The following is a 22,254-nucleotide window of genomic DNA, read 5'->3' as shown; positions in this document are numbered from 1 at the left end:
ATCCTCCGAGGTTGGTCGGGTCAGAGCTTGCCGGACTCGCCGCCGTCGACGACGAAGATCGCGCCGGTGGTGAACGAGGAGCGGGGAGAGACGAGGAGGCACGCGAGCGGCACGAGCTCGGAGGGGTCTGCCATCCGGCCGGCGGGGATCTTGGCGATCCGCTTGGCGTGCAGTTCTGCCGACTCGGTGACCGCCTTCTGTGCTTCGGTCACGAAGGCTCCGGGAGCGATGCAGTTGACCTGGACGTTCTTGGCGGCCCACTCCGCGGCAAGCGCCTCGGTGAAGCGCACCACCGCACCCTTGGACGTGGAGTAGGGCACCAGGAACGGCTTGCCACGCACGCCGGTGGTCGAGGCGATGTTGACGATCCGCCCTGCACCCTGCTCGATCATCTGTACGCCGGCCGCCTGCGCCAGCAGCATCGGCGCGATGACGTTGACCGTCATCGCGTCCTTCCAGATCGCGGGGTCCTGGGTGGCGAACTTGCCGGCCGGCGCGATGCCGGCGTTGTTGATCAGGCCGTCGATGCGACCGTGCCGGGCGAGCACCTCGGGCACCAGGGCCTGGACGGAGGCCTCGTCGCGCATGTCGGTCTCGACCGCGGTGATCCGGCCCTCACCCTGCGCGGCGACGTCGGCGAGCGCGTCCTTCGAGCGTGCGGCCGCCACCACCTGCGCACCCTCCGCAGCGAGCGCGAGAGCCATGGCCGCACCAAGGCCCCGGCTCGCGCCGGTGACCAGAACGACGGTGTCCTTCAGTCCCAGGTCCATCAGCGTGCGCCCTTCGCGAGTCGCCGGGCCAGCGAGTCGAGAAGCACCTCGGTCGCGCCCTCGTAAACCCGCAGCGGACGGGCGTTGCGGTAGAGCCGCTCGATCTTGGAGCCGCGGACCAGGCCGAAACGACCCATGGTCTGCATGGAGCGGTCGACCACGGCCGCCGCAGCCTCGGTGGCGTGAACCTTCGCCATCGAGGAGAAGTCGAGGTTGGCCAGCGGGTCGCTCTTGGCGAGCGCGGCCGCGCGGTAGACGAAGGAGCGTGCCGCCTCCACGTCGGTCCACGACTGAGCGAGCTTCTGGGAGACCGCGCCCAGCTCGATCAGCGGCTTGCCGAACTGCTCGCGGGCCAAGGCATGGTCGCGCGCCTCGTCGAGGGCGGCCTGGGCGAGGCCGACCCCTGAGGCGGCCACCGTGACGCGGAAGACGGCCAGCGTCTGGAGCATCAGCGAGAACGCCTTGCCCGGGACGCCGAGTCGGTTGCCCGCAGGCACGCGTACGTCGGCGAAGGTCAGCTCGCCGAGGATGTGCGGCGCGATCAGGTCGGCACCCCGCTCGATGGTCAGCCCCGGGGTGTCGCCGGGGACGAGCACCATCGACCAGCCGTCGCCCTCCCGCACGAGCGTGCAGTAGAAGGCCGCGGCTCCGCCGTTGGTGATGAACGACTTGCGGCCGTTGATCACCAGCTCGTCGCCCTCGGCGGTCATCGTGGTCGTGACGGCCCTCAGATCCGAGCCGACGTCCGGCTCGGTGAGTGCCAGTCCCGCGATCGCCTCGAGTGAGGCCACCTTCGGCAGCCACTCCTGCTTGAGCTCCTCGGAGCCGCCGACCGAGAGTGAGTAGCTGCCGACGCCCTGCATGCCGAACATCGAGTCCAAGTGGGCCGAGGAGTACATGAGCGCCTCCCGGATCACCGCGATCGTCAGCGGGTCGAGCTGATCCGACGCGCCGCCGTACGCCGCCTGGACGACGTGGCGCGCGAGCCCGCTGGCCGCCAACAACTCGCGGGTCTTCGGGTGCACCTCGACATACTCGTCGGCCTCGTCGGCGAAGGGCTCCACGGCCGCGGCGAGCTCGCGCGCGCGGGCCTGGATCTGGCGGTGTTCCTCGCTCAGGTCGAACATGACCTCATCCTCTCCTGACCGGCGCTCAGCGGCGCTGGTCGAACTTCCGGCCGAGCACCTCGGAGACAATCCGGACCCGCTGCATGGTGGGCGTACCCCCGGCGATCGCCCACCCGTGGGCGTCGCGGTGCAGGCGCTCGAGACCGTACTCCTCCGTGTAGCCGTTGCCACCGTGGATCTGCATGGCCAGGTCGGTCACCCGCTTGGCCATCTCGTTGGCGGTGCACTTGGCCAGCGACACCTTCAGAGGGTCCGGCAGCCCATCGGCGCCCACCGAGGCCGCGGCCTCGTCGCGCAGCAAGCGGGCGGCCTCCACGGCCAGCACCATGTCGGCGACCAGCACCTGGATGCTCTGGAACTCGATGAGCGGCTTGCCGAACTGCTCGCGCTCCTCGACGTACTTCAGGGTACGGGTCAGTGCTTCCTGGCCGATCGCCAGGCTCATGGTGGTGTTGCCGAGCCGTTCGATCGAGAAGATCCCGAAGAGCTTCCCGAAGCCGCCGGCGGGCACGACGATGTTCTCCTCCGGAACCTCGACACCGTCGAAGTAGAGATCGGCAGAGGGAATGCCACGGAAGCCCATCAGGCGCTCGCTGGCGCCGAAACTGAAGCCTGGCGTGCCCTTCTCCACCACCACGGCACCGATGCCCTTGGAGCCGGGGGCGTCGGAGAGCCGCGAGTAGACGACGTAGAGGTCTGCCTCACCGCCGTTGGAGATCCACCGCTTGCTGCCGTTGACGACCACAGTGCCGTCGGTGACCTTCGCCGTGGTGCGCATGTCGGTGGCAGCCGAGCCGGCGTCCGGCTCGGAGATGCCGACCGCCATCGTCTTCTCGCCCGAGATGATCGACGGCAGCCAGCGCTGCTTCTGTTCGGGGGTGCCCAGATGGTTGATCACCTGGGCCGGGCCGGTGTTGGACTCGAAGATCTGGAACGCAGCCGGCCGGCAGACCTTGGCGAACTCCTCCACCACTGCCAGCGCCTGGGCGAGCGGCGCGCCAGAGCCGCCGTACTCCTCCGGGTGCGCAATTCCGAGGAATCCGAGCTCACCGAGCTGCTTGCGCTGCTCCAGCGTGACCGGCGTGCGGTTGACGTCCATCGTCTCCGCGATGGGTCCGTAGACGTCGCGTGCCACACGGGCGGCCAGCTCTCGGATCTCGGCGAACTCGTCGACCATCAATCCACCTCCTTGGTTGTAATCATTATCCTAGATTTGGGAGGTGGCGGTCTGTCAAGTGCTCCGCCGTCCCGAGTCAGCCGCGAGTCACCCTCGTGACACACGATGCATATCATGATAATGGTTAGGGGTGACTACCGCTACTGATGTCGTGATCGTCGACGCCGTGCGTACGCCCAGCGGGCGAGGCAAGGCCGGCGGCGCATTCGCCGAAGTGCACCCCGTGGACCTGCTGTCGCAGACGGTTCAGACCCTCCTCGAGCGCTCCCCCGCAGTGGACCCGGGCTCCGTCGACGACGTGATCGTCGGCTGTGTCTCCCAGGTCGGTGAGCAGTCGGCGACCCCCGGCCGCCTCGCCTGGCTCGGTGCGGGCTACCCATCCCACGTGCCGGCGACCACCATCGACCGCAAGTGTGGCTCCAGCCAGCAGGCAGTCCACTTCGCCGCCCAGGGGATCCGCTCCGGCGAGTACGACGTCGTCGTCGCCGGCGGCGTGGAGTCGATGAGTCGCGTCGTGATGGGCTCCGCGCGCATGGGCGCCGACCCGTACGGCGCTCGGATCGCCGAGCGGTTCGCTCCGGGACTGGTCTCCCAGGGTGTTGCCGCGGAGCTGGTCACCGCCAAGTGGGGACTGAGCCGCACACAGCTCGATGAGTACTCCGCCCGTTCTCACGACCTGGCCGCGGCCGCTTCTGACTCCGGCGCCTTCGCCCGCGAGATCATCGCGATCGAGGCCCCCGCTGGCCCGGTCGCCGTCGATGAGACGATCCGCCGCGGCACCACCGCGGAGAAGCTGGCCGGCTTGAAGCCGGTCTTCGAGAATGACGCGCTCAGCGCGCGCTTCCCCGAGGTCGGCTGGTCGATCACCGCCGGCAACTCCTCCCAGATCACCGATGCCGCGAGCGCGCTGCTGATCATGTCGCGTCGGCGCTGCGACGAGCTCGGCCTCACGCCACGAGCTCGGATCCACTCGATGGCGGTCGTCGGGGACGACCCGCTGCTCATGCTGACCGGGCCGATCCCGGCGACCCACAAGGTGCTGGAGCGCTCGGGACTTGCGCTCTCCGACATCGGTCACGTCGAACTCAACGAGGCGTTCGCGCCGGTTCCCCTGGCCTGGCTGGCCGAGTTCGACGTCGACCCGGCCACCGTCAACCCGCGCGGCGGTGCCATCGCGCTCGGCCACGCGCTCGGCGCCTCCGGCGCCCGGCTGATGACCACCATGCTTCACGCGCTGGAAGACAACGACCAGCAGTTCGGCCTGCAGCTGATGTGCGAGGCCGGCGGCATGGCCAACGCCACCATCATCGAGCGGCTCTGACCGGAGCCACCCACCGACCAAGGAGAAGACCCATCGTGAAGCTCAACGGAGCCTCGGCTCTCGTCACCGGCGGCGCCTCCGGACTCGGCGCCGCGACGTCCCGCAGGTTGGCGGCCGCCGGTGCCCATGTCGTCGTACTCGACCTCAACACCGAGCTCGGCGCCGCGTTCGCCGAGGAGATCGGCGGCTCGTTCTCGCGCGGCGATGTCACCGACCCCGCTGCTGTCGATGCTGCCCTCGACCTCGCCGAGGAGCACGGCCCGCTGCGGGCCTTGGTGCACTGCGCTGGAAAGGGCGGCACCGTCCGGTTGGTCAACCGCGACGGCTCGCCCGGTGACCTGGAGCTCTACCAGCAACTGATCAACATCAACCTGGTCGGCACCTTCAACACCTTGCGCCTGGCCGCGACACGGATGGCCGCCAACGATCCGGCCGACGGCGAGCGCGGCGTCTGCGTGCTCACCGCCTCCGTCGCCGCCTGGGAGGGCCAGGTCGGCCAGATTCCCTACGCCTCGGCCAAGGCCGGCGTCGTGGGCATGACGCTGGTCGCGGCACGCGACCTCGCCACGAAGTCCATCAGGGTCAACTCGATCGCCCCCGGTGTCTTCGACACACCGATCCTGTCGCGCTTCTCCCAGGAGATCCGCGACGGCCTCGGCGCCCAGGTGCCCAACCCGGCCCGACTCGGACAGCCCGACGAGTTCGCGATGCTCGCCCAGCAGATCATCGAGAACCCCTACCTGAACGGCGAGACGATCCGACTGGACGGCGCCATCCGGATGAGCCCCCGGTGACCGACAGCCGGAGCACCCCGACGACCCCGACTACGCAGGAGGAGACCACCGTGTCCGAGCAGCCCGAACTCAAGGTGGAGGAGCGGGGCCGCGTCCTGGTCCTCACCATGGACCGGCCGCAGGCCCGCAACGCCATGTCGATGGCGATGGCCCACCAGATCGCCGACGCTCTGGAGATGCTGGACGCCCGCGATGACCTGAGCGTCGGTGTCATCACCGGAGCGGGCGGGACGTTCTGCGCCGGAATGGACCTCAAGGGCTTCGCCCGCGGCGAGCGGCCTGTCGTCGAGGGGCGCGGGTTCGCGGGCTTGGTGAAACAGCCGCCACGCAAGCCGCTCATCGCAGCCGTCGAGGGCTACGCGCTCGCGGGTGGCTTCGAGATCGTCCTCTCCTGCGACCTGGTCGTCGCGTCGCGCGAAGCCAAGTTCGGCCTGCCCGAGGTGAAGCGCGGCCTGACCGCGGCAGCCGGCGGCCTGCTCCGTCTCCAGACCCGTATCCCCTACCACTTGGCCATGGACCTGGTGCTGACCGGCCGCATGTGGCCGGCCGAGGAGGCTGCCGGCGTGCATCTGGTGAATCGACTCGCCGATCCAGGCGCTGCACTGGACACCGCGCTGGCCCTGGCTGACGAGGTCGCCGCCAACGCTCCGCTGGCCCTGGCCGCTTCCAAGCAGGTGCTGGTGCGCTCCGCCGACTGGCCACTGGCGGAGAAGTTCGACCGCCAGGAGGAGTACGTCAACCCCGTGCGGGAGTCTGCCGATGCCAAGGAGGGCGCCGCCGCCTTCGTCGAGAAGCGCACGCCGGAGTGGACCGGCCGCTGAGCCCCGCTGGTCGAGCAGTCTCCGCTGGTCGAGCCCTGCGCCGTCCTGTGCCTGTCGGGGGTCGAGATCACCCTCCACAACCGGTCTCGACAAGCTCGACCTCCGACAACTTCCGCTGATCGAGCCCGTCGAGATCACCCTCCGGGGTGGGTCAGCTCTGTTCCCTGCGGACGAGGTGGGCGTGGGTCAGCCAGTCGCGGGCCTTGTCGGCGTGGGCGAGGTCGACGTGTTGGCCGCGGAAGCGGACCGCGCCGTCTCCGCGTGCCACGGCGGCGTCGACGGTAGCGACCAACTCCTCGTAGTAGGCCACCTCATCGTCGCTCGGCGTGAAGACGTCGTTGATCACCGGCACATGGCTCGGGTGGATCGCGATCATGCCGCGGAAGCCGAGCTGGAAGCCGTAGTCGGCGAACTGCCGCAGGCCGTCGAGGTCGGCCAGGTCCTCCCACAGCGCGGTGAGCGGGTGCAGACCGTACTGACGGCAGGCGAGCAGAATCCGGCTGCGCAGGTAGAGCGTCTCCGAGCCCTCACGCGACTGCCGGAAACCGACCGCGCGGGCGATGTCGGCGTGCTCGGAGGTCGGGCCGATCATCGCGCCCACCCGCGGCGAGGCAGCGGCGATCTCGAAGCAGTTGGTGATGGCGTCGACCATCTCCACCGGCACGATCATCTCCAAGCCAGAGGCACCGTTGCGCGCCTCGAACCAGTCGATGAGGGTCTCCCAACGGAGTACGTCGGTGGCGTCCTTGATCTTCGGCGCGAAGATGCCATCCAGCTCGGGACAGACGACGGCCTCCAGGTCCGCGCCCGCCTCCTTGGTTGCGAGTGCGTTGGCGCGGACGAACAGGCCCACCCGGGGATGCGCGGCACGCAACCGCGTCAGGGTCTCGCGGACCGTCGTACGCGCCTGGGCCTTCAGCGGACCCGGCACCGAGTCCTCGAGGTCCAGGACCACGCAGTCGGCACCGCTGGCGATGGCCTTGTCGGCCCATGCCGGCTTGTGCGCAGGCACGAACAGGACGGTGCGGTAGGGGTGCACGGCTCAGGCCTCCCTGTCGTGGGTGTCGGCGGTGACGCCAAGGGCACGCAACTTGGCCTTCTGCACCCGTTGCGACGGCGTCTTCGGCAGTTCCTCGACGAAGCGGAGGTAGCGCGGGACCGCGAACGACGGGATCCGGCCGTCGCAGTGCTCCCACAGTTCCTGCGGGCTGGGTGCCGCAGCGTCGCCACCGGTGATGACGTAGGCCATCACCTCGTCCTCACCGGCCTCGCTGGAGGCCGGAACCGCGATCACGGCGCACTCCAGGACGGCGGGGTGGGCGAGGATCGAGGTTTCGATCTCATAGGAGCTGATGTTCTCACCGCGGCGTCGCAGCGCGTCCTTGAACCGGTCGACGAAGTAGAACCATCCGTCCTCGTCGCGCCGCAGCGCATCACCCGTGTGGAACCACAGGTTCCGCCACGCCTCCACAGTCTTGTCGGGCATGTTGAAGTAGCCCATCGAGCAGATGAAGGGCACCTTCGGCCGGACGACGAGTTCGCCGATCTCTCCGACCGCGACCTCCTCGTCGTTCTCGGGGTCGACCAACTTGACGTCGAACCACTCGTCGGCCGCCAGCCCCGCGGCGCCAGCCGGACGCTCCTCACCGTACGGCGAGATGATCGGCGCAGAGGTCTCCGTCAGCCCGAACACCTCGACGAACGCCTCGATCCCGTAGCGCTCCTTCAGCGGTGCCACCAGCGTCGCCGCCGTCGGAGCGGCGAAGACCACGCGCAGCGGGTTGTCGGCGTCGTCGTCGCGGGGCTCCTGCTTGGAGATGAAGTCCATCATCACGCCGATGAAGTTCGTCACCGTCACCCGGCTCTCGCGGAGCTGGTCGACCCAGCGGCTCGCGGAGAACCGGCTCCGCGTGACGAACCGAGCGCCCGCGACCAGGGTCGGGTAGGCGGCCATGAACTGAGCGTTGCCGTGGAAGAGCGGGGTCACCGACATCCAGGCATCCGCTGGCGTCAGGCGCACCAGGGAGACACACTCGTCGGCGAAGAAGTACATCTGGGCATGCGGCATCGCCACGCCCTTGCTCGGACCCGTCGTACCTGAGGTGAACAGCACCGAGGCGAGGTCATGTGGGCCGACCTCAGGCAGCGGGAGCGAGCCGTCGACCACCTCACGGGCCATAGCGTCCTCGTCGAGCTCCTCGAACGGCGCGGCCTCCCACCCCGCGTCGCGCAAGGTCGCCATCGCCTCCTCGCGCGAGCCGGTGTCGATGACCCAGAACTTGCGGATCGACTTGGCAGCTTCGGGGATCGCGACGAACCGGGCGGCGTACACGTCGTCGACGACCGCGAGCGTGGCTTCGACGGTGCTCACCTGATGAGCCAGGAAGTCGTGTTCGTAGGCGGTGTTGATCGGCACCTCGACCAATCCGGCGACCGCCGTACCGATCCAGGTGCGCACGAACTGCGAGGAGTTCTGAGCGACCAGGACGATCCGGTCACCGCGCTCGGCTCCGGCGACGAGGAGGCTGCGACCTACCCGCTCGGCTGCCGTCAGCATCTCGGCGAAGGTCCAGGTCCGCCCCTCCTCCGGGCAGTCCAGCCACACAGCGTCAGGTCGCTCGCTCGCATGGTGCCGCAGCACCGTGGGCAACGCCCACTGCGCCCGGTCGGCGAAGGTCGGTTCGAGGTCGCGGTAGTAACGGAAGCTCACGGGGTCCTCAGTCTCAGTTCTGGTCGGTGCGGCGGGCGCCGCGGAAGTCTGGCTTGCGCTTCTCGAGGAAGGCGTTGGCGCCCTCCACCATGTCCTCGCTGCCGATCGCCTGGATGAGCATGCCGAGGCCGGAGGACATGTTGTCCTTGCCGAGGTTCCACCACACGTTGGAGCTGATCTTGGCGATCTCCAGGTAGCGCGGGCTGAGCCGCCCGATCTCGCCGAGCCAGCGGTCGACCGCCTCGTCGAGACCTCCGTCAGGAACGACCTCGTTGATCAGCCCGAGTTCCAGAGCCTGCGTGGCGGAGTAGCGACGACACAGCATCGCCATCTCCTTGGCGCGCTTCTCGCCGATCTGCACCGACATCAGGTTGGTGGCGCCGAGCACGGGCGCGGAGCCGACCTTGGGACCGGTCTGGCCGAAGGTCGAGCGCTCGGTGGCGATGGCGAAGTCACACGCGACGACCAACTCGTTGCCGCCACCAGCTGCCGCACCGTCGACAGCCGCGATCACCGGCCGCGGGCAGGCGCGGATCGCCTCGACGAGTCGCAGCGAACCGGTGAAGAGCGCCCGCAGCTGGTCGGGGTCCGGTGTGCCCAGCTGGTCCAGCGCGCCACCCGCGCAGAACGCGCCACCGGCGCCGGTGAGGACGACGGCGTCGGCCGATGCGCCCTCCTGCTCGAAGGCTGCCGTCATGGTTCGGCCCATCTCCAGGTCGAAGGCATTGAGCCGGTCCGGCCGGTTAATGGTGATCCACAACGCCGTCCCTCGGCGTTCGATCTCGATCGCAGACATGCGTCCTCCGCTTCGTCGCCACCGTCGGCTGGCCGCCGACTAATTCATGGTGTTGATGATCAGCAATCTACGATAGGGTGAGGCTCACAGGCAAGAGAGAGGGCCGACCCAGATGCGTGCTGCCGTCCTGACCGCTTTCGACCAGCGTCCCGAGCTGATGGACGTCGACCTCGGGGCCATCCTGCCGCAGGAGGTCCGCATCCGGACGGCGGCGACCGGTATCTGCCACTCCGACCGGCACGGCCAGACGGGAGGGAATCCCGCCCTCGGCCTGCCGGTCGTCCTCGGCCACGAGGCAGCCGGCGTAGTGCTCGAGGTGGGCAGCGGAGTCAGCTCGGTGCGACCCGGCGATCACGTGGTGGTGGCGCCGGCCGGCTCCTGCGGAACCTGCTCGTGGTGCAGTCGGGGGCTGCCGCAGCACTGCACCAACCTGGCGCGGGTACGCCCCGAGGGCCAGGGCTCCCGCCTCAATCTCGACGACCGCCCGGTCACGCAGTTCGTAGGCATCGGCAGCTTCGCTGAGGAGATGCTGGTACGCGAGTCCAGCGTCGCCAAGGTGCCGGCGCGGATGCCGCTCGACAAGGCAGCGCTCCTCGGCTGCGCGGTGATCACCGGCCTGGGAGCGATCCGGCACACGGCCGGCGTCCGGATCGGGGAGACGGTTGCGGTGATCGGCTGCGGCGGCGTCGGCCTCAGCGCCATCCAGGGCGCGGTCCTCGCTGGCGCCTCACGGATCGTCGCCATCGACCGCGTCGGAGCCAAGCTCGAGACCGCGCGCCACTTCGGCGCCACCGATCTCATCGACGCGTCGACCGACGACCCCGTCACCGCCGTCTTGGACCTGACCGGCGGCGTCGACCACGCCATCGAGGTGGTCGGCCTGCCCGCGACCATCTCCCAAGCCTTCGCGATGCTCGGCACCCGCGGCACGGCCACCGTCGTCGGGCTGGCTCGAGCCGGCGACACCGTCGAACTGCCGACCACCGCCTTCTTGAGCGAGAAGCGGATCCAGGGCTCCCGGCTGGGTGGCACCCAGCTGCGGGTCGACGTACCGTTGTATGCGGAGATGTACCTGGCCGGTCGCCTCGACCTGGACCCGCTGATGGGTCGCGCCATCGACCTCGCCGACGTCGGCGAAGCGCTGGACGAGCTGCACCACGCCACCGTGGCGCGCACCGTCGTCACCTTCTGAGCCACTCGGACCGCACTCCAGGGACCGCGACGTCGAGCCTGTCCAGACCGGACGCCCGGAGGTCGAGACCTGACGCCCGGAGGTCGAGCCTGTCGAGACCCTTGCGGGACATGATCTCGACAAGCTCGATCACCGGGTTGGGCTCGATCACCGGGTTGGGCTCGATCACCGGGTTGGGCTCGATCACCGGGTTGGGCTCGATCACCGGGTTGCGCCCGATCACCGGGTGGGTCAAAGGGTCGAGACCGAGAGGGGCTAGGACAGGCGGGCGACGGGGAGGTGCTCGCTGCCCTCGGGACGGAGGAAGTCGACGCGTACGCCGGCACCGATCGCCAGCGCCGACTGGTCGACCTCGGGGAGCCACAGCGACAGCCACGGGCCCTCGGCGAGCTCGACGATGCCGATGACCACGTCGGGAGTGGTGACCTCGTCCTTGGTGCGGCCGGGCTTGATCGTCCAGCTCACCAACGTCCCGGCACCGGAGGACTCGCGCCACTCCAGGTCGTCTGCCTGGGTAACCGAGCAGAACCGAGCAGCAGGCTCCGACCACTCCCCGCTGCTGGGCGAGTAGCGCAGCAGCAGCTTGCCGGCCGCCGTGCCCTCGAAGAACGGCGCGGAGAAGTCGTCACGGACTACGGGTGCCAGTGCCATCGCACTCACCGTCCCTTCGGATGGGGGCTGAGGATCAGGGTGGAGTGGAAGTCGAGGACGCCGCCGTTGCCGCTGACCATCACCAGGTCGTGCTTGCCGACCTGGCGTTCACCGGCCTGGCCGCGGGCTTGGATGACCGCTTCGGAGAGCGGCGTCATGCCCCACATGTAGTAGGAGGAGAGCTCGCCGCCGCCGGTGTTGGTCGGGTGCGTCCCGCCCGGTGCGATCGCGCCGCTGGCGACGAACTCGCCGCCTTCGCCCTTCGCACAGAAGCCGTAGTCCTCGAGGGTGACGAGCGTGGTGTAGGTGAAGCAGTCGTAGATCTCGCGGATGTCGATCTCCTCCACCCCGACACCGGCCATCTTCAGGGCAGCGGGGCCGGACTGCGCAGCGCCGGTCACCAGGCCGAACTCGCTGTCACGCCGGTTGACGTAGCCCGGGTGCGCCTGCCCCCAGCCCCAGATGTGCACCGGCGGCTGCTTGAGGGTGGCGGCCCGCTCGGCGCTGGTGACCACCACGGCCACCGCTCCGTTGCTGACCAGGCAGCAGTCGAGCAGACGCAACGGGTCGGCGATCATCCGGGAGGCCTGATGGTCCTCGAGCGTCATCGGCTCGCGCATCTGCGCGTGCGGGTTCAGCTGCGCCCACTGACGCGCGGCCACGGCGACGGCGCCGAACTGCTCCGACGTCGTCCCGTAGGCGTGCATGTGGCGGCGAGCGCCCACGGCATAGCGCTCCGGAGCGGCCTTGAGGCCGGCGGCGAACGGCAGGGAACCCACACCGACCATGGCGCGAGCCTGCCCGGGATAGGCGGCGCCAGCGCGCTTTCCCTCCTTGAGGGGAGCGTCGGCGTAGACGCACACGACGACGTCAGCCATCCCGGCCTCGATCGCCAGGGAGGCGTACTGCACCATCTGCCCGGCCGAGGAGCCGAAACCCTGGATCGTCGCCAGGACACGGGTGTCGCGCATCCCGAGCGTGGACTGCAGACGCATGTCGGTGTCGTTCTTGATGCCGGGGTTCACGTAGAGTCCGTCGACGTCCGACAGGCTCAGCCCGGCATCAGCGACAGCACTGGTGATCGCCTCGACAGCGAAGTCTGTGGCGGACCGGCCGTAGACCTTGCCCATCTCGGTGATGCCCAGGCCGACGATCGCGGTCCGGGGGGAGTCGATGCTCATGGGGTGTTCTCCTCGTTGTACGACGCGTCGACGGGCAGCAGCACCTCGACCGTGCCAGGGCCGACGGTGATGCCCTGGGGTCCTTCACAGCGAACGGCCACCTCGACGACGCCGACCGCACCCTGCGGACCCTCCTCGACTCGGGTACCGGTGACCTCGCCGAGCACCCGCATGGTGGTGCCGACGTAGTTGAAGGAGCGCATTCGGAAGCCGCGGATCGCACGGATCCGGCCGGCCTCGCCGCACCAATCACGGACCAGCCGCTCCCAGGAACTCATCAGGAACGAGGTGTTGGCATACATCTCCTCGGCTCCGGTCGAACGGGCGTACTCCGTGTTGTGGTGGATCGAGTTGAAGTCACGATTGCTGCCTGCGGCCATCACCAGGCGGTAGACGGTCAAGGGCAGCGCTACGTCCGGCAGCTGCTCACCGACGGTGACCTCGTCGAACCTGCGGCCGGTCAGTGCGTTCGGGACCGTGCTCATCGCGCAGCCTCCTCATCCTTCTTCGGGTGCGGCACGTAGGCGTAGGTGCCGATGCGGATCCGTCCGACGACCTCGGGCTCGGCGTCGGCGACGTGACCAGGTCGAGCGACAATCTCGCTCTCCCAGGTCATGAAGGCACCGCGGCCGACACCTGTCTCCTTCGGCTTGCAGGCAACCAGCCGCTTGCCGCGGCGGCCGAGCTGCTCGCCGGCGACCACCTCACGGTCGAAGTCCAGCTCGATGTCGGTGCCGAAGAAGCCAGTCGTCTTCGGTCCCATACCGAGATCGGTGTTGTTGATCGCGGTGTGCACTGGCTGCGCGTTGCGGTCCTCGGAGTCGAAGAGCACCTCACCGGGGCGCCAGGCGGCCGGGATGGTCCAGGCGATCACACCGGTAGCCGGCATCACCACGTCGTCGTAGCCGGCCGCACGGGCCGCTGCCGGGTCGGTGTGCAGTGCGCAGTCGAGCTCCAGCGGCTCGAGGTAGCGCCGGATCGCGCCACGCTCCACGGGGTCGCCACCCCAGGTGGTCTCACCCTCGAGGAAGTCGCGTCCGACGGCGTCGATCACCTCCTGCCACTGCTCGGTCCAGTCCGGGCTTCCCGTGTCGACAGCGGTCATCGCAGGATCCCTCCTTCTCGCAGCGCGGCGATGCGCGCAGCGTCGTAGTCGAGCAGTTCCCGAAGCACCGAGTCGTTGTCCTGGCCCAACGCCGGAGCCGCACGTCGCGGGGCGCCCGGGGTGGCAGAGAGCCGGTAGCGCGGCGCCTCCACGAACGTTCGCCCATGACGAGCGTGCGGAAGCTCCACGAGGTGCCCGCGATGGGCCAGCTGCGGCTCATGCTGATAGTCGTCGCTGGTGACGGCGGCGTGAGCCGGCACGCCGGCGGCCTGCAGGAGCGTCTCGACCTCGACAGCCGGCCGCTCCGCGGTCCACGTGGCGATCAGCTGCTCCAGTTCGCCCTCGGCCGCACGCCGCCCGTCGGCGCTCGCCAGGTCGTCCCGTTCGGCCAGGTCCTCACGGCCCATCGCGCGAGCCAGGGCGATCCACTCGGCCCGGTCCCGGACCGCGATCGCGACGAACCGCTCCTTGCCGTCGACGGCCCGAGCCGGGAAGACGCCATGTGGCACCAGGTGGGGATCGCGGTTGCCGTGCCTCTCGGCGATCGTGCCGTCGTACCCATAGTGGGCGACCTGCGGGGAGAGGAAGAAGATGCCTGCTTCGACCTGGGCGACGTCGATGTAGGCGCCCTCTCCGGTCCGGCGCCGGTTCTCCAACGCCGCCAACAACGTCACCAGCGCCAGCCGCGGCCCGACGTAGTCGGTGTAGGGGCCGAAAGTGCCCATCGGCAGCCGGTCGTCGTAGCCGACCAGGTGCTGGAAGCCGCTCAGCGACGAGCCCACGTTGCCAAAGCCTGCAAGCGTGGCCCACGGACCGTCCTGACCGGCGATCGAGGTGCTGAGCATGACCAGATCGGGCTTGATGACGCGCAGCGCGTCGTAGTCGAGGTCCCACTTCTTCAGCTGTCCCGGCGAGAACGACTCCACGACCACGTCGGCCCAGCCGACCAGGTCGCGGACGACCTGTTGCCCCTCGGCGCTCTTGAGGTCGAGGGTGAGGCCGCGCTTCCCGGCGTTGCAGTTGCCGAAGAGCGCGGAGCCCTCCTTGTCCTGCACACCGCCGTGGAAGGGCTGCATGAGACGAGCGGTCTCCACCCGCACACTCGACTCGACGCGCACCACCTCGGCACCGAAGTCCGCCAGGGCACGGCCGATGAGCGGCCCCGCAACCACCCAGGAGAGGTCGAGGACCTTCAGCCCGGCGAGCGCGTGGGGCGTGGTTCCCCGGTTCGTCGTCTCGTTCGTCATCGCGCCAGCCACTCCTTGAATACGACGTCGTCGTGCTCCCCGATCGCGGGCGCCGCTCCGGCGACCATCGGGCCGGCCGGGCCGCGCACCTGAGCGATCCGTCCGGGGACAGCGACCGGAGCGTCCGCTCCGGGCATCGGTACGGCGCCCCAGAAGTCGCGATAGGCAAGGTGCGGGCTACCCGCGATGTCGGACATGTCGAAGATCGCCATGCACAGCAACCGGCGCTCGATCGCCCCCTCGAGCACCTCGGCCTTCGTCTTGCCGAGCAAGAAGGCGCGTACGGCGGCCCTCGCCTCGTCGAGTTGGTCGTGGCTGAGCTCCCCGGAGACCAGCTGGTCGGGAACGACCCGCCAGTCCCAGGAAGCAATGGGCTCGTCGACCCCGCCCTCCTCGGCGATCCACCGGAAGAGGTTGTTGGTGAAGGCGCCGGCAGCGGGGCCCATCGAGAGGTGCAGCTCGACCATGCCGTCGCGGCAGTACCACTTCTTCAGGCTGTTGGGCGTCGCGGCTCCCGAACCACTCTGGTCGGTGCGTCCGCCGGTCGGGCGCCCGGGTGTCGTCTGCCACTCCGGGTGATCGTCACCGACCGCGGTCGCCAGAACCCTCGCCAGCGTGGCTACCCCGATGGCCGCCTGCGCGGAGACGTCGACGACCTGGCCACAGTCGTGCTGAGCACGAGCCAACACGGCGATCAGGGCACCGGCGGCCGCATCGGCCGAGGCATGGAGGTAGGCCTGGGGGACCGAGATGCGCAGTGGCGGACGGTCGCCGTCACGATGCGGGGCGAGCGGTCCGCCCGCCGCCCAGACCACCAGGTCGGTGTCGGCGTACTCCGCCTTGGGGCCGTCCCAGCCGAAGCCGGAGATGACGGTGTAGATCGCGCGGGGGTTGTCCTCGTGCACCGCAAGTGGGTCGAGGCCCAGCCGCTCGACCAGTGCCCGCGGCCAGGAGGTGATCACCACGTCGGACACCCGGGCGAGGGCGCGGATCCGCTCCACGGAGGCATCGTCGTCGAGGTCGACACTGACGCCTCGCTTGCCGGCGGCGTACGTCTCCCAGTAGAGGGAGACCCCGGTCTGCTCGGCGACCGGCGGTGCCTGCCGGGCGGTCGACCCGCCGAGCGGCTCGACCTGCACGACGTCAGCGCCGAGATCGGCGAAGAGTCGCCCACAGAGCAGGCCCCGCTCGTCGGTCAGGTCGAGGACACGCAGGTGCTCGAGAAGTCCGCTAGGCATTGCTGGGCGCGGTCTCCAGTACGGCGATGGCACCCTCGGGGCACGCATCGGCGGCCTCTTCGGCTTGGCCGAGCAAACCCTCCGGGATCTCCCAGCACTGCCCGCGCTGCGCGACGAAGCCCTCGTCGTCGTCGCTCAGCAGGTCAGGCGCGACCGCGTAGCAACGACCGTGCCCCATGCACTTGTCGGCGTCGATCGAGATGAACAACTCCTACACCTCCCACTCGAGCGGCAGCGCGGCCATGCTCAGCTGCACACCGCGCTCCCGCAGCTCGGTACCCGGCGTGATGCGGTACTCCGGGATCCTCTTGTGCCACTCCTCCAGCACGATCTTCAGTTCCAGGCGAGCGAGGTGCATCCCCAGGCAGCGGTGCGGGCCGCCGCCGAATGCGATGTGCTGGTTGACGTTCGGCCGGTTGACGTCGAACTCGTCCGGGTTGTCGAACTTGCGGGGGTCGCGGTTGGCCTGGGCGATCCCGAGCCAGACGACGTCGCCCTTCTCCAACTCCACCCCGTTGAACTCCTGCGGCTCCTGCACCTCTCGGCCGGCCTGGAAGACAAGCGGGTACAGACGAAGGAACTCCTCCACCGCCTTGGGGATCAACGTGGGGTCGTCGATGATCGCCTGCCGGTCGGCGTCATGCTGGGCCAGGTGCGTGTAGATGAAGCCGAGCGCACTGCGGGTGGTGTCCAGTCCGGCCAGCATCAGGGTGAGGCAGATCGTGAGGATCTCGTCCTGGGTCAGCGGCACGTCGTCGATCCGCGCCTGCACCAGGCGGGTGACCATGTCCTCCTTCGGGTCGCGCGGGTTGGCGCGACGCTCGTTCACCGCCTCGTCGAAGTAGTTCATGATGCTGGCCTTGGCGGTCGTCGCACCGGCAGGGTCGCCGGCCAGCAAGGCGCTGAAGTACTCGTCGGACCACTCCAGGAACTGCTCGCCGTCACTGACCGGCAGGCCGAGCAGAGCCAGGAACATGTCGGTCGGGTACCGGATGGCGAACTCGGCGACGAAGTCGCACGAGCCGGCCGGCTTCAGCTCCTCGATCAACTCGATGCAACGCTGTTGAGCCATCGGCTCCATCCGGCGCACCGCCGCTGGGGCGAAGAACTGGTTGAGGATCCGGCGCAGCTTCACGTGCTCCTGACCGTTGAGGTCCTGCGGGAGCAGGGGGTCGCTGGCCGTGTTCGGGCGCAGCGCCGACCGCACCGCGGTGGTCCAGGTGTCGTGCTGCTGGAACCCGTCGCGCACGTCGTCGTACCGCTGGAGCATGAAGAAGCCACGGTCGGTCGTGTCGTTGAAGAGGAAGCGGGCCTGCTCCCGGTCGTTGTCGAGCATCTTGTAGTGCTCGTAGAGCGGGGCGGTGCCGGTGAAGTCGGTGTGCGCGACCGGGCATCCGCGGTGTGTCGTCTCGGTCATGGTCGTCCTTTCCTAGTCGCGAGCTCAGTTGCCGGAGGCCATGTCGGGCAGCCAGGTGCTGATCTCCGGGAAGAAGATCAGGATCACGGTCACGAGAATGGCCATCGGCATGAACCACCAGCACGCGTTGAAGACGTCGTTGAGCCGGATGTTCTGTCCCTGGTTGACCTCGGGCTCCTTCGTGATCTGGTGGATGATGAAGGCGAGGATCCCAACGGGCGGGGTGACCACGGCGAGCTCGCCCATGAGCACAGCGAAGGCGCCGTACCAGAGCAGCGAGATGTCCAGGGAGATCAGCGTGGGCATCAGGATCGGGATGGTGAGCACCATCATCGGCAACGGCTCCATGAAGGTGCCGAGCACGATGTAGACCACCATCATCACCAGCAGGAAGCTGACCCGGTTGAGGTCCATCGACTCGACCAACTCGGCGAACCCGGTGCTGATGCCGGTCAACGTGAACATCCGGGAGAGCGCCTCGACGCCGACCAGCATGAAGAAGATGCCGCCCACGCTGCTGACAGTCGCCACCGAAGCGTCCGCGATGGCGCGGAGCGGACCGTCGCCCCACTTCCAGATCACCGTGATGAGCAGGGAGATGACCGCCGCGGCGGCACCCGCCTCGGTGGCGGTGAAGGTGCCGGAGAACATCCCCCAGACGATGACTGCGATGAGCAGCGGCACCGGCCAGATCTTGGCGAGGCTGGCGAAGCGGTCGCCCCAGGTGACCTGCTCGTGGAGCTGCTGCTCCTCCGCGACCGTCGGCGCCCAACGCTTGGCGAAGATCACGATCATCACCGTGAAGAGGATCGCGACCAGGACTCCGGGGCCGATTCCGGCGAGCAACTGAGGCCCGATCGGCACCTCAGCGATCCCCGCGTAGATCACCAGCATGATGCTCGGCGGGATGAGCTGGCCGGGCAACCCGGCCACGATGACCGCGCCGATCGCCAGCCGCTTGTCGTAGCCGGCCTTGAGCATCTCGGGGATGCCGATCCGGGCCAGCGCGTACGCCGTCCCGACGGACGAGCCGCTCACCGAGGCGAGACCCGCGCCGGCGAGGTTCGTCCCGACAGCCAGGCCGCCGGGCATCCAGCCGAGCCACTTCCGGCCAGCTGCATAGAGGCTCTCCGTCAGTCCCGCGCGCCACAGCAGCAGGCCCATCAGGATGAACATCGGCACGACGCTGAGCGTCCACTCCGCGACCTGGCCATAGGGGAGCGTCTTGAACATGCTCTCCACGAGCAGTTCGCCACGCAGGGCGTACATGCCCAGGAACGCCGGCACGATCATCGCCAGGGCGACCGGGAGTCGGAGGAAGGTCAGGCAGAGCATGAGCACGATCGCCGCCAGGCCGATCGCCTCGGGAATGAGGGGAAGGAACATGGCGATCGTCGAGCCGACCACCAGGGTGAGGGTGATTCCGAGGGTCAGCCAGGAGCCGAGCGAGCCGCGCGAGCCGGTCGCGGGAGGTCCAGGCGGCGTCTCGACACCGTCGGCGGCGTCTGCGGTCGCGGTGCTGCTGCTCATCGCGACTCCTCCTTCGGGTTGGCTGCGTTGTCTGCGGAGAGCCGCTCGGCGGCCTCTCGCGCCTCCATCTCCTCGAGCTCTTCGAGAAGCAGGAGGTCATCGGGGTCGGTGACGATGTGGTGGCTGTCGCCCTTGACCAGGGCGCGCCCGGCGGCCCAGAGCAGTTGGAGCGTCATGACTCCGAACGCGAGAGGTACCAGGTAGTAGGGCTGCCAGGCCGGGAGGTCGCTCACGCCGGCGGTCTTCTCGATCTCGTGCGCATGCACCGCCTCGCCCCAGCCGTACTTGGCGAATCCCGCGCAGACCACGGCCGCGAGCACCGAGAGGATCGCCAGTACGTAGCGCTTGGAGACCTCCGGCAGCCGCTCATAGATCAGGTCGGCAGCAATGTGCTGCCCACGCGCCTGAGCGGCGATGAAGCCGAGGAACGCGATGATCGGCAGGTACCAGTACTGGGTGATCTCAAGGGTGTTGTCGATCGGGTCGTCCTTGAAGGTCCGCAACAGGGCGTTCGCGGTGATGTGGAACATCATCACGAAGGTCACGATCACGGCCGGGATCTCGATCAACAGCTCGGGCCGCAGCCACGTTGGCCGCCGGCGCTCTGCGTTGCTCATCTGGTCTCCATCAGGAGGATGGCTGGTGGCCCGGAGGGAGTCCGGGCCACCAACTCGAACACGGTTCTGATCCGGGGGATCAGGAGGGGCGGTGCTCCGCGAGGATCTCCTCTTGGAACAGCGTCGTGAAGGAACTCAGGTCGACCGAGTCCTTGTTCTGGGCCCACCAGGCGCCGAAGTCGGCGTAGCTGACGTCATCGAGCCCGAGCCCGCCGACCTTCTCCTGCCAGTCGGTGTTGGCAGCCTGGAGCGACTCGACGAAGGCCTTGCCGTCACTAACGGCCTTGGTCCCGGAGAGCTTGTTCAGGAGCTCGTCGTTCTTCTTCTGCAGTGCCGCCCGGGCGTCCTCGTCGAAGACATTGATCGCGCCCTTGAACTTGGCCACCGAGTCGGCCATGGCGGCGTTGTTGAAGAAGATCTTCTCCTCGATGTTGGCCGCGACGAAGACGTCAAGCCGGTCCCAGAGGAGCTGCTGGGCGACCAGCGGCAGCGTGTCCCAGGTGGTCTTGCTGAAGGAGAAGGTGCCCGGCGCCAGGGAGAAGCCCGCCTGCGGGTCGATGGTCACGAACGGAGCGGTCTCCAAGAAGCCACCGAGGACGGCCACCGTGGGGCTGGAGACGGTGCAGTCGACGACGCCGCGCTGCAGGCTCTCGTAGAGCTCGGTGTAGGGGATGGACGCCGGGGAGCCACCGATCGCCTCGACCTCGGCGGACTGGGCCTGACCGCCGGCACCCACCGAGGTGCCCTTGAGGTCGGAGAGGCTGGTGCGCTTCTGCGAGCAGAAGAGTGCGTTGGCGCCCGAGTTGAAGAGCGGCACCAGCGGGACGAGCCCGTGGTCGTCGAACTCCTTGAGGATGTCGTCATTGCCGAAGGCGACCTGGTTCGGCCATGCGTTGGAGCTCAACGCTCCTTCGAGCGCGCTGTGGTCCGAGATGAAGCCCGCCTCGATCAGCGCCGCGTTCGCCGGGTACTCGCTCGGCTCGTAGATCGGCAGGGTGGAGGCGATGTCGAGACGGCCGTCGACGAGCGCGTCGTCGATCTCGGCCGGCTCGGCAACCGCGTTCGAGTACGCGATGTCGAACTTGATCTTGCCGCCCGACCACTCCTCGACCGCCTCGTAGTACTTCTCCTGCGGGAGGCCCGTCACCGAGCCCTTGGGCGCGGGAGTCTGGGTCAGCAGGGTGATCTGGTTGATGTCCTCGAAGGCCTTCTGGTAGTCCTCCATCGAGGCGCCGGCCTCGATGCCCTCGCCACCCGCCTGGTTGCCAGCGCCTTCCTCGGCGCACGCGGACAGGGCGCCGGCCCCGACCACCATCACGGCAGCGAGCACACCGACCCGCCGCGAACCCAGTACTCCAGTCATGAGTCTGACTCTCCGTCCCTACTCTGCCTTGCTCGTGACCCGCGTCACGACTTGCATAATCATTAACCTAGATTCGCACGTCGTCAAGAGATCATGCGCATGAATTTTAAGGGCTTTGCGGACACCCGGCTCCCATGCTCCGCAGCGGCGTCGCACGACCACCCTTCCACCCCCAGCAGTACGTCGGTGCGACCGATCCCGACCCCGTCCGTCGCGCCCGCGGTAGCACCGGCTGGCTCAGCGCAGTCCCCGCCAGGCCATCAAGCCGCCGTCGACGGGAACAGTGACGCCGGTCAGGAAGGAGGCACGGTCGGAGGCGAGGAAGCAGACCACCTCGGCGACCTCCTCGGCACGACCGAAGCGCGGGATCAGGTGTGCACCCGTCATCAGCCACTCCTGGCGCACCGGATCGTCCGCGGAGGCGATCCGCTCCCGTGCCATCGGTGTCTCGATCGAGCCGGGCGCGAACGCGTTGCAACGCACCTCGGGCGAGAGTCCGATGGCGGTCGCCTTGGTGAGCTGGACGACCGCGCCCTTGCTGGCGACGTACGCGGGCGTCGCGTATCCCGTCAGGCCGGCCACTGACGCCGCGTTGACGATCGACGGCCCGTTGGCCGAGGCTCGCAAGGCAGCGCTCGCTGCCTGCGTGGCGAGGTAGACGGCCTTCACGTTGATGTCGAACACCCGGTCCCACACCTCCTCGGGGAGCCGGTCGACCGTGGCCAGCTCAGGCGCGAAAGCCGAGTCGATGACGCCGGCATTGTTGACCAGCGTGTCCAACCCGCCCCCGCCCCGGACCGCGGTCTCCACCATGGTTCGCACGTCGGCGGAGTCGGTCAGGTCGACACGGACCACCTGCCCACGCCCACCGGCCGCCTCCACGAGCGCCAGCGTCTCCTCCGCACCCTCGGTCGCAATGTCCGCCACCGAGACGTACGCCGCTCCCTGCCGTGCCATCTCCACCGCGATCTGGCGCCCCATCCCCTGGGCCGCCCCGGTGATCAGAACTCGCTTGTCATCCATGCTGCACCTCTCCTCGAACGATCAACGCCGCCCCGGAGGTCGAGCCCGCGCCGTCCTGAGCCTGTCGAAGGGTCGAGACCGGCCGGGGTGATGATCTCGACAAGCTCGATCACCGGGTGGCGCTCGATCACCGGGTGGCGCTCGATCACCGGGTGGCGCTCGATCACCGAAGGG

General features: G+C 68.7%; 24 protein-coding genes. 4 read left to right on the top strand and 20 right to left on the bottom strand.

Translation table 11 applies throughout. The annotated features are described in order from the left end of the window. Positions 1-20: 20 nt before the first annotated feature. The 3 genes from DNK54_RS13720 to DNK54_RS13710 are packed head-to-tail and all read right to left on the bottom strand — an operon-like array spanning position 21 to position 3,074. The gene (locus tag DNK54_RS13720) at positions 21-770 is read right to left on the bottom strand and encodes an SDR family NAD(P)-dependent oxidoreductase (RefSeq protein ID WP_110207574.1); all 750 of its coding nucleotides are present in this window, start codon (positions 768-770) and stop codon (positions 21-23) included. Further along, on the bottom strand, positions 770-1,897 hold the full coding sequence (locus DNK54_RS13715; RefSeq protein WP_110207573.1) for an acyl-CoA dehydrogenase family protein: 1,128 nt from the start codon (positions 1,895-1,897) through the stop codon (positions 770-772). The genes DNK54_RS13720 and DNK54_RS13715 overlap by 1 nt, the downstream gene beginning before the upstream one ends. A 25-nt stretch (positions 1,898-1,922) precedes the next feature. Next, complete coding sequence (locus DNK54_RS13710; RefSeq protein ID WP_110207572.1) at positions 1,923-3,074, bottom strand: acyl-CoA dehydrogenase family protein; 1,152 nt, start codon at positions 3,072-3,074, stop codon at positions 1,923-1,925. A gap of 130 nt (positions 3,075-3,204) precedes the next feature. Between DNK54_RS13710 and DNK54_RS13705 the strand changes: the two genes are divergently transcribed. Genes DNK54_RS13705 through DNK54_RS13695 form a run of 3 tightly spaced genes read left to right on the top strand, consistent with a single transcriptional unit; the run spans position 3,205 to position 6,010 of the window. Next, complete coding sequence (locus tag DNK54_RS13705; protein ID WP_204164604.1) at positions 3,205-4,395, top strand: thiolase family protein; 1,191 nt, start codon at positions 3,205-3,207, stop codon at positions 4,393-4,395. 35 nt (positions 4,396-4,430) lie between these two features. After that, complete coding sequence (locus DNK54_RS13700; protein ID WP_110207570.1) at positions 4,431-5,189, top strand: SDR family NAD(P)-dependent oxidoreductase; 759 nt, start codon at positions 4,431-4,433, stop codon at positions 5,187-5,189. 50 nt (positions 5,190-5,239) lie between these two features. Next, a complete protein-coding gene (locus DNK54_RS13695; RefSeq protein WP_110207876.1) occupies positions 5,240-6,010 on the top strand; it encodes a crotonase/enoyl-CoA hydratase family protein in 771 nt (256 codons plus the stop codon). A 151-nt stretch (positions 6,011-6,161) separates the two neighbouring features. Here the strand turns inward: DNK54_RS13695 and DNK54_RS13690 are convergent, their stop codons facing one another. The 3 genes from DNK54_RS13690 to DNK54_RS13680 are packed head-to-tail and all read right to left on the bottom strand — an operon-like array spanning position 6,162 to position 9,516. Next, complete coding sequence (locus DNK54_RS13690) at positions 6,162-7,049, bottom strand: HpcH/HpaI aldolase/citrate lyase family protein (protein ID WP_110207569.1); 888 nt, start codon at positions 7,047-7,049, stop codon at positions 6,162-6,164. Between the two features lie 3 nt (positions 7,050-7,052). Continuing rightward, on the bottom strand, positions 7,053-8,720 hold the full coding sequence (locus tag DNK54_RS13685; RefSeq protein WP_110207568.1) for an AMP-binding protein: 1,668 nt from the start codon (positions 8,718-8,720) through the stop codon (positions 7,053-7,055). A 13-nt stretch (positions 8,721-8,733) separates the two neighbouring features. Further along, the gene (locus DNK54_RS13680) at positions 8,734-9,516 is read right to left on the bottom strand and encodes an enoyl-CoA hydratase/isomerase family protein (RefSeq protein WP_110207567.1); all 783 of its coding nucleotides are present in this window, start codon (positions 9,514-9,516) and stop codon (positions 8,734-8,736) included. 112 nt (positions 9,517-9,628) lie between these two features. On the opposite strand from DNK54_RS13680, the gene DNK54_RS13675 reads away from it, so the two are divergent. Further along, entirely contained in the window at positions 9,629-10,708 is a 1,080-nt protein-coding gene (locus DNK54_RS13675; protein WP_110207566.1) for a Zn-dependent alcohol dehydrogenase, read from the top strand. On the opposite strand, the gene DNK54_RS13670 is transcribed toward DNK54_RS13675, so the two are convergent. From DNK54_RS13670 to DNK54_RS13605, 14 genes are all read right to left on the bottom strand, one after another. After that, complete coding sequence (locus DNK54_RS13670; protein ID WP_110207565.1) at positions 10,698-10,931, bottom strand: hypothetical protein; 234 nt, start codon at positions 10,929-10,931, stop codon at positions 10,698-10,700. The two genes, DNK54_RS13675 and DNK54_RS13670, sit on opposite strands and share 11 nt — an antisense overlap. A 32-nt stretch (positions 10,932-10,963) precedes the next feature. Continuing rightward, complete coding sequence (locus DNK54_RS13665; protein ID WP_110207564.1) at positions 10,964-11,359, bottom strand: Zn-ribbon domain-containing OB-fold protein; 396 nt, start codon at positions 11,357-11,359, stop codon at positions 10,964-10,966. Positions 11,360-11,364: 5 nt separating this feature from the next. Continuing rightward, positions 11,365-12,540, bottom strand: coding sequence for a thiolase C-terminal domain-containing protein (locus DNK54_RS13660; protein WP_204164602.1), 1,176 nt, complete (start codon positions 12,538-12,540; stop codon positions 11,365-11,367). Beyond that, a complete protein-coding gene (locus DNK54_RS13655; protein WP_110207563.1) occupies positions 12,537-13,025 on the bottom strand; it encodes a hotdog family protein in 489 nt (162 codons plus the stop codon). The genes DNK54_RS13660 and DNK54_RS13655 overlap by 4 nt, the downstream gene beginning before the upstream one ends. Next, a complete protein-coding gene (locus tag DNK54_RS13650) occupies positions 13,022-13,645 on the bottom strand; it encodes an FAS1-like dehydratase domain-containing protein (protein WP_110207562.1) in 624 nt (207 codons plus the stop codon). Before DNK54_RS13650 ends, DNK54_RS13655 begins: the two co-directional genes overlap by 4 nt. Then, entirely contained in the window at positions 13,642-14,892 is a 1,251-nt protein-coding gene (locus DNK54_RS13645; RefSeq protein ID WP_110207561.1) for a CaiB/BaiF CoA transferase family protein, read from the bottom strand. The genes DNK54_RS13650 and DNK54_RS13645 overlap by 4 nt, the downstream gene beginning before the upstream one ends. Further along, complete coding sequence (locus DNK54_RS13640) at positions 14,889-16,130, bottom strand: CoA transferase (RefSeq protein ID WP_110207560.1); 1,242 nt, start codon at positions 16,128-16,130, stop codon at positions 14,889-14,891. Before DNK54_RS13640 ends, DNK54_RS13645 begins: the two co-directional genes overlap by 4 nt. Further along, positions 16,123-16,338, bottom strand: coding sequence for a ferredoxin (locus DNK54_RS13635; protein ID WP_110207559.1), 216 nt, complete (start codon positions 16,336-16,338; stop codon positions 16,123-16,125). Before DNK54_RS13635 ends, DNK54_RS13640 begins: the two co-directional genes overlap by 8 nt. Before the next feature lie 3 nt (positions 16,339-16,341). After that, a complete protein-coding gene (locus DNK54_RS13630) occupies positions 16,342-17,547 on the bottom strand; it encodes a cytochrome P450 (RefSeq protein WP_110207558.1) in 1,206 nt (401 codons plus the stop codon). Between the two features lie 24 nt (positions 17,548-17,571). After that, positions 17,572-19,077: a TRAP transporter large permease gene (locus tag DNK54_RS13625; RefSeq protein WP_110207557.1), complete on the bottom strand. Its 1,506-nt coding sequence runs from the start codon at positions 19,075-19,077 to the stop codon at positions 17,572-17,574. Next, complete coding sequence (locus tag DNK54_RS13620) at positions 19,074-19,694, bottom strand: TRAP transporter small permease (protein WP_110207556.1); 621 nt, start codon at positions 19,692-19,694, stop codon at positions 19,074-19,076. Before DNK54_RS13620 ends, DNK54_RS13625 begins: the two co-directional genes overlap by 4 nt. A gap of 79 nt (positions 19,695-19,773) precedes the next feature. Beyond that, positions 19,774-21,057, bottom strand: a complete 1,284-nt coding sequence (dctP, locus tag DNK54_RS13615) for a TRAP transporter substrate-binding protein DctP (RefSeq protein WP_110207555.1) — start codon at positions 21,055-21,057, stop codon at positions 19,774-19,776. A gap of 237 nt (positions 21,058-21,294) precedes the next feature. Continuing rightward, positions 21,295-22,080, bottom strand: a complete 786-nt coding sequence (locus DNK54_RS13610) for an SDR family NAD(P)-dependent oxidoreductase (RefSeq protein ID WP_110207554.1) — start codon at positions 22,078-22,080, stop codon at positions 21,295-21,297. After that, positions 22,059-22,247 carry a hypothetical protein gene (locus DNK54_RS13605; RefSeq protein ID WP_162602460.1) on the bottom strand — a complete coding sequence of 63 codons (189 nt, stop codon included), beginning with the start codon at positions 22,245-22,247 and terminating at the stop codon, positions 22,059-22,061. The genes DNK54_RS13610 and DNK54_RS13605 overlap by 22 nt, the downstream gene beginning before the upstream one ends. Between the last annotated feature and the right edge of the window lie 7 nt (positions 22,248-22,254).

The sequence above is a fragment of the Nocardioides daejeonensis genome, from assembly GCF_003194585.1.
In the GTDB taxonomy this organism is placed as follows: Bacteria; Actinomycetota; Actinomycetes; order Propionibacteriales; family Nocardioidaceae; genus Nocardioides; species Nocardioides daejeonensis.
Note: the sequence above shows the minus strand (reverse complement) of the source record. Positions and strands in the feature narration are given on the sequence as shown.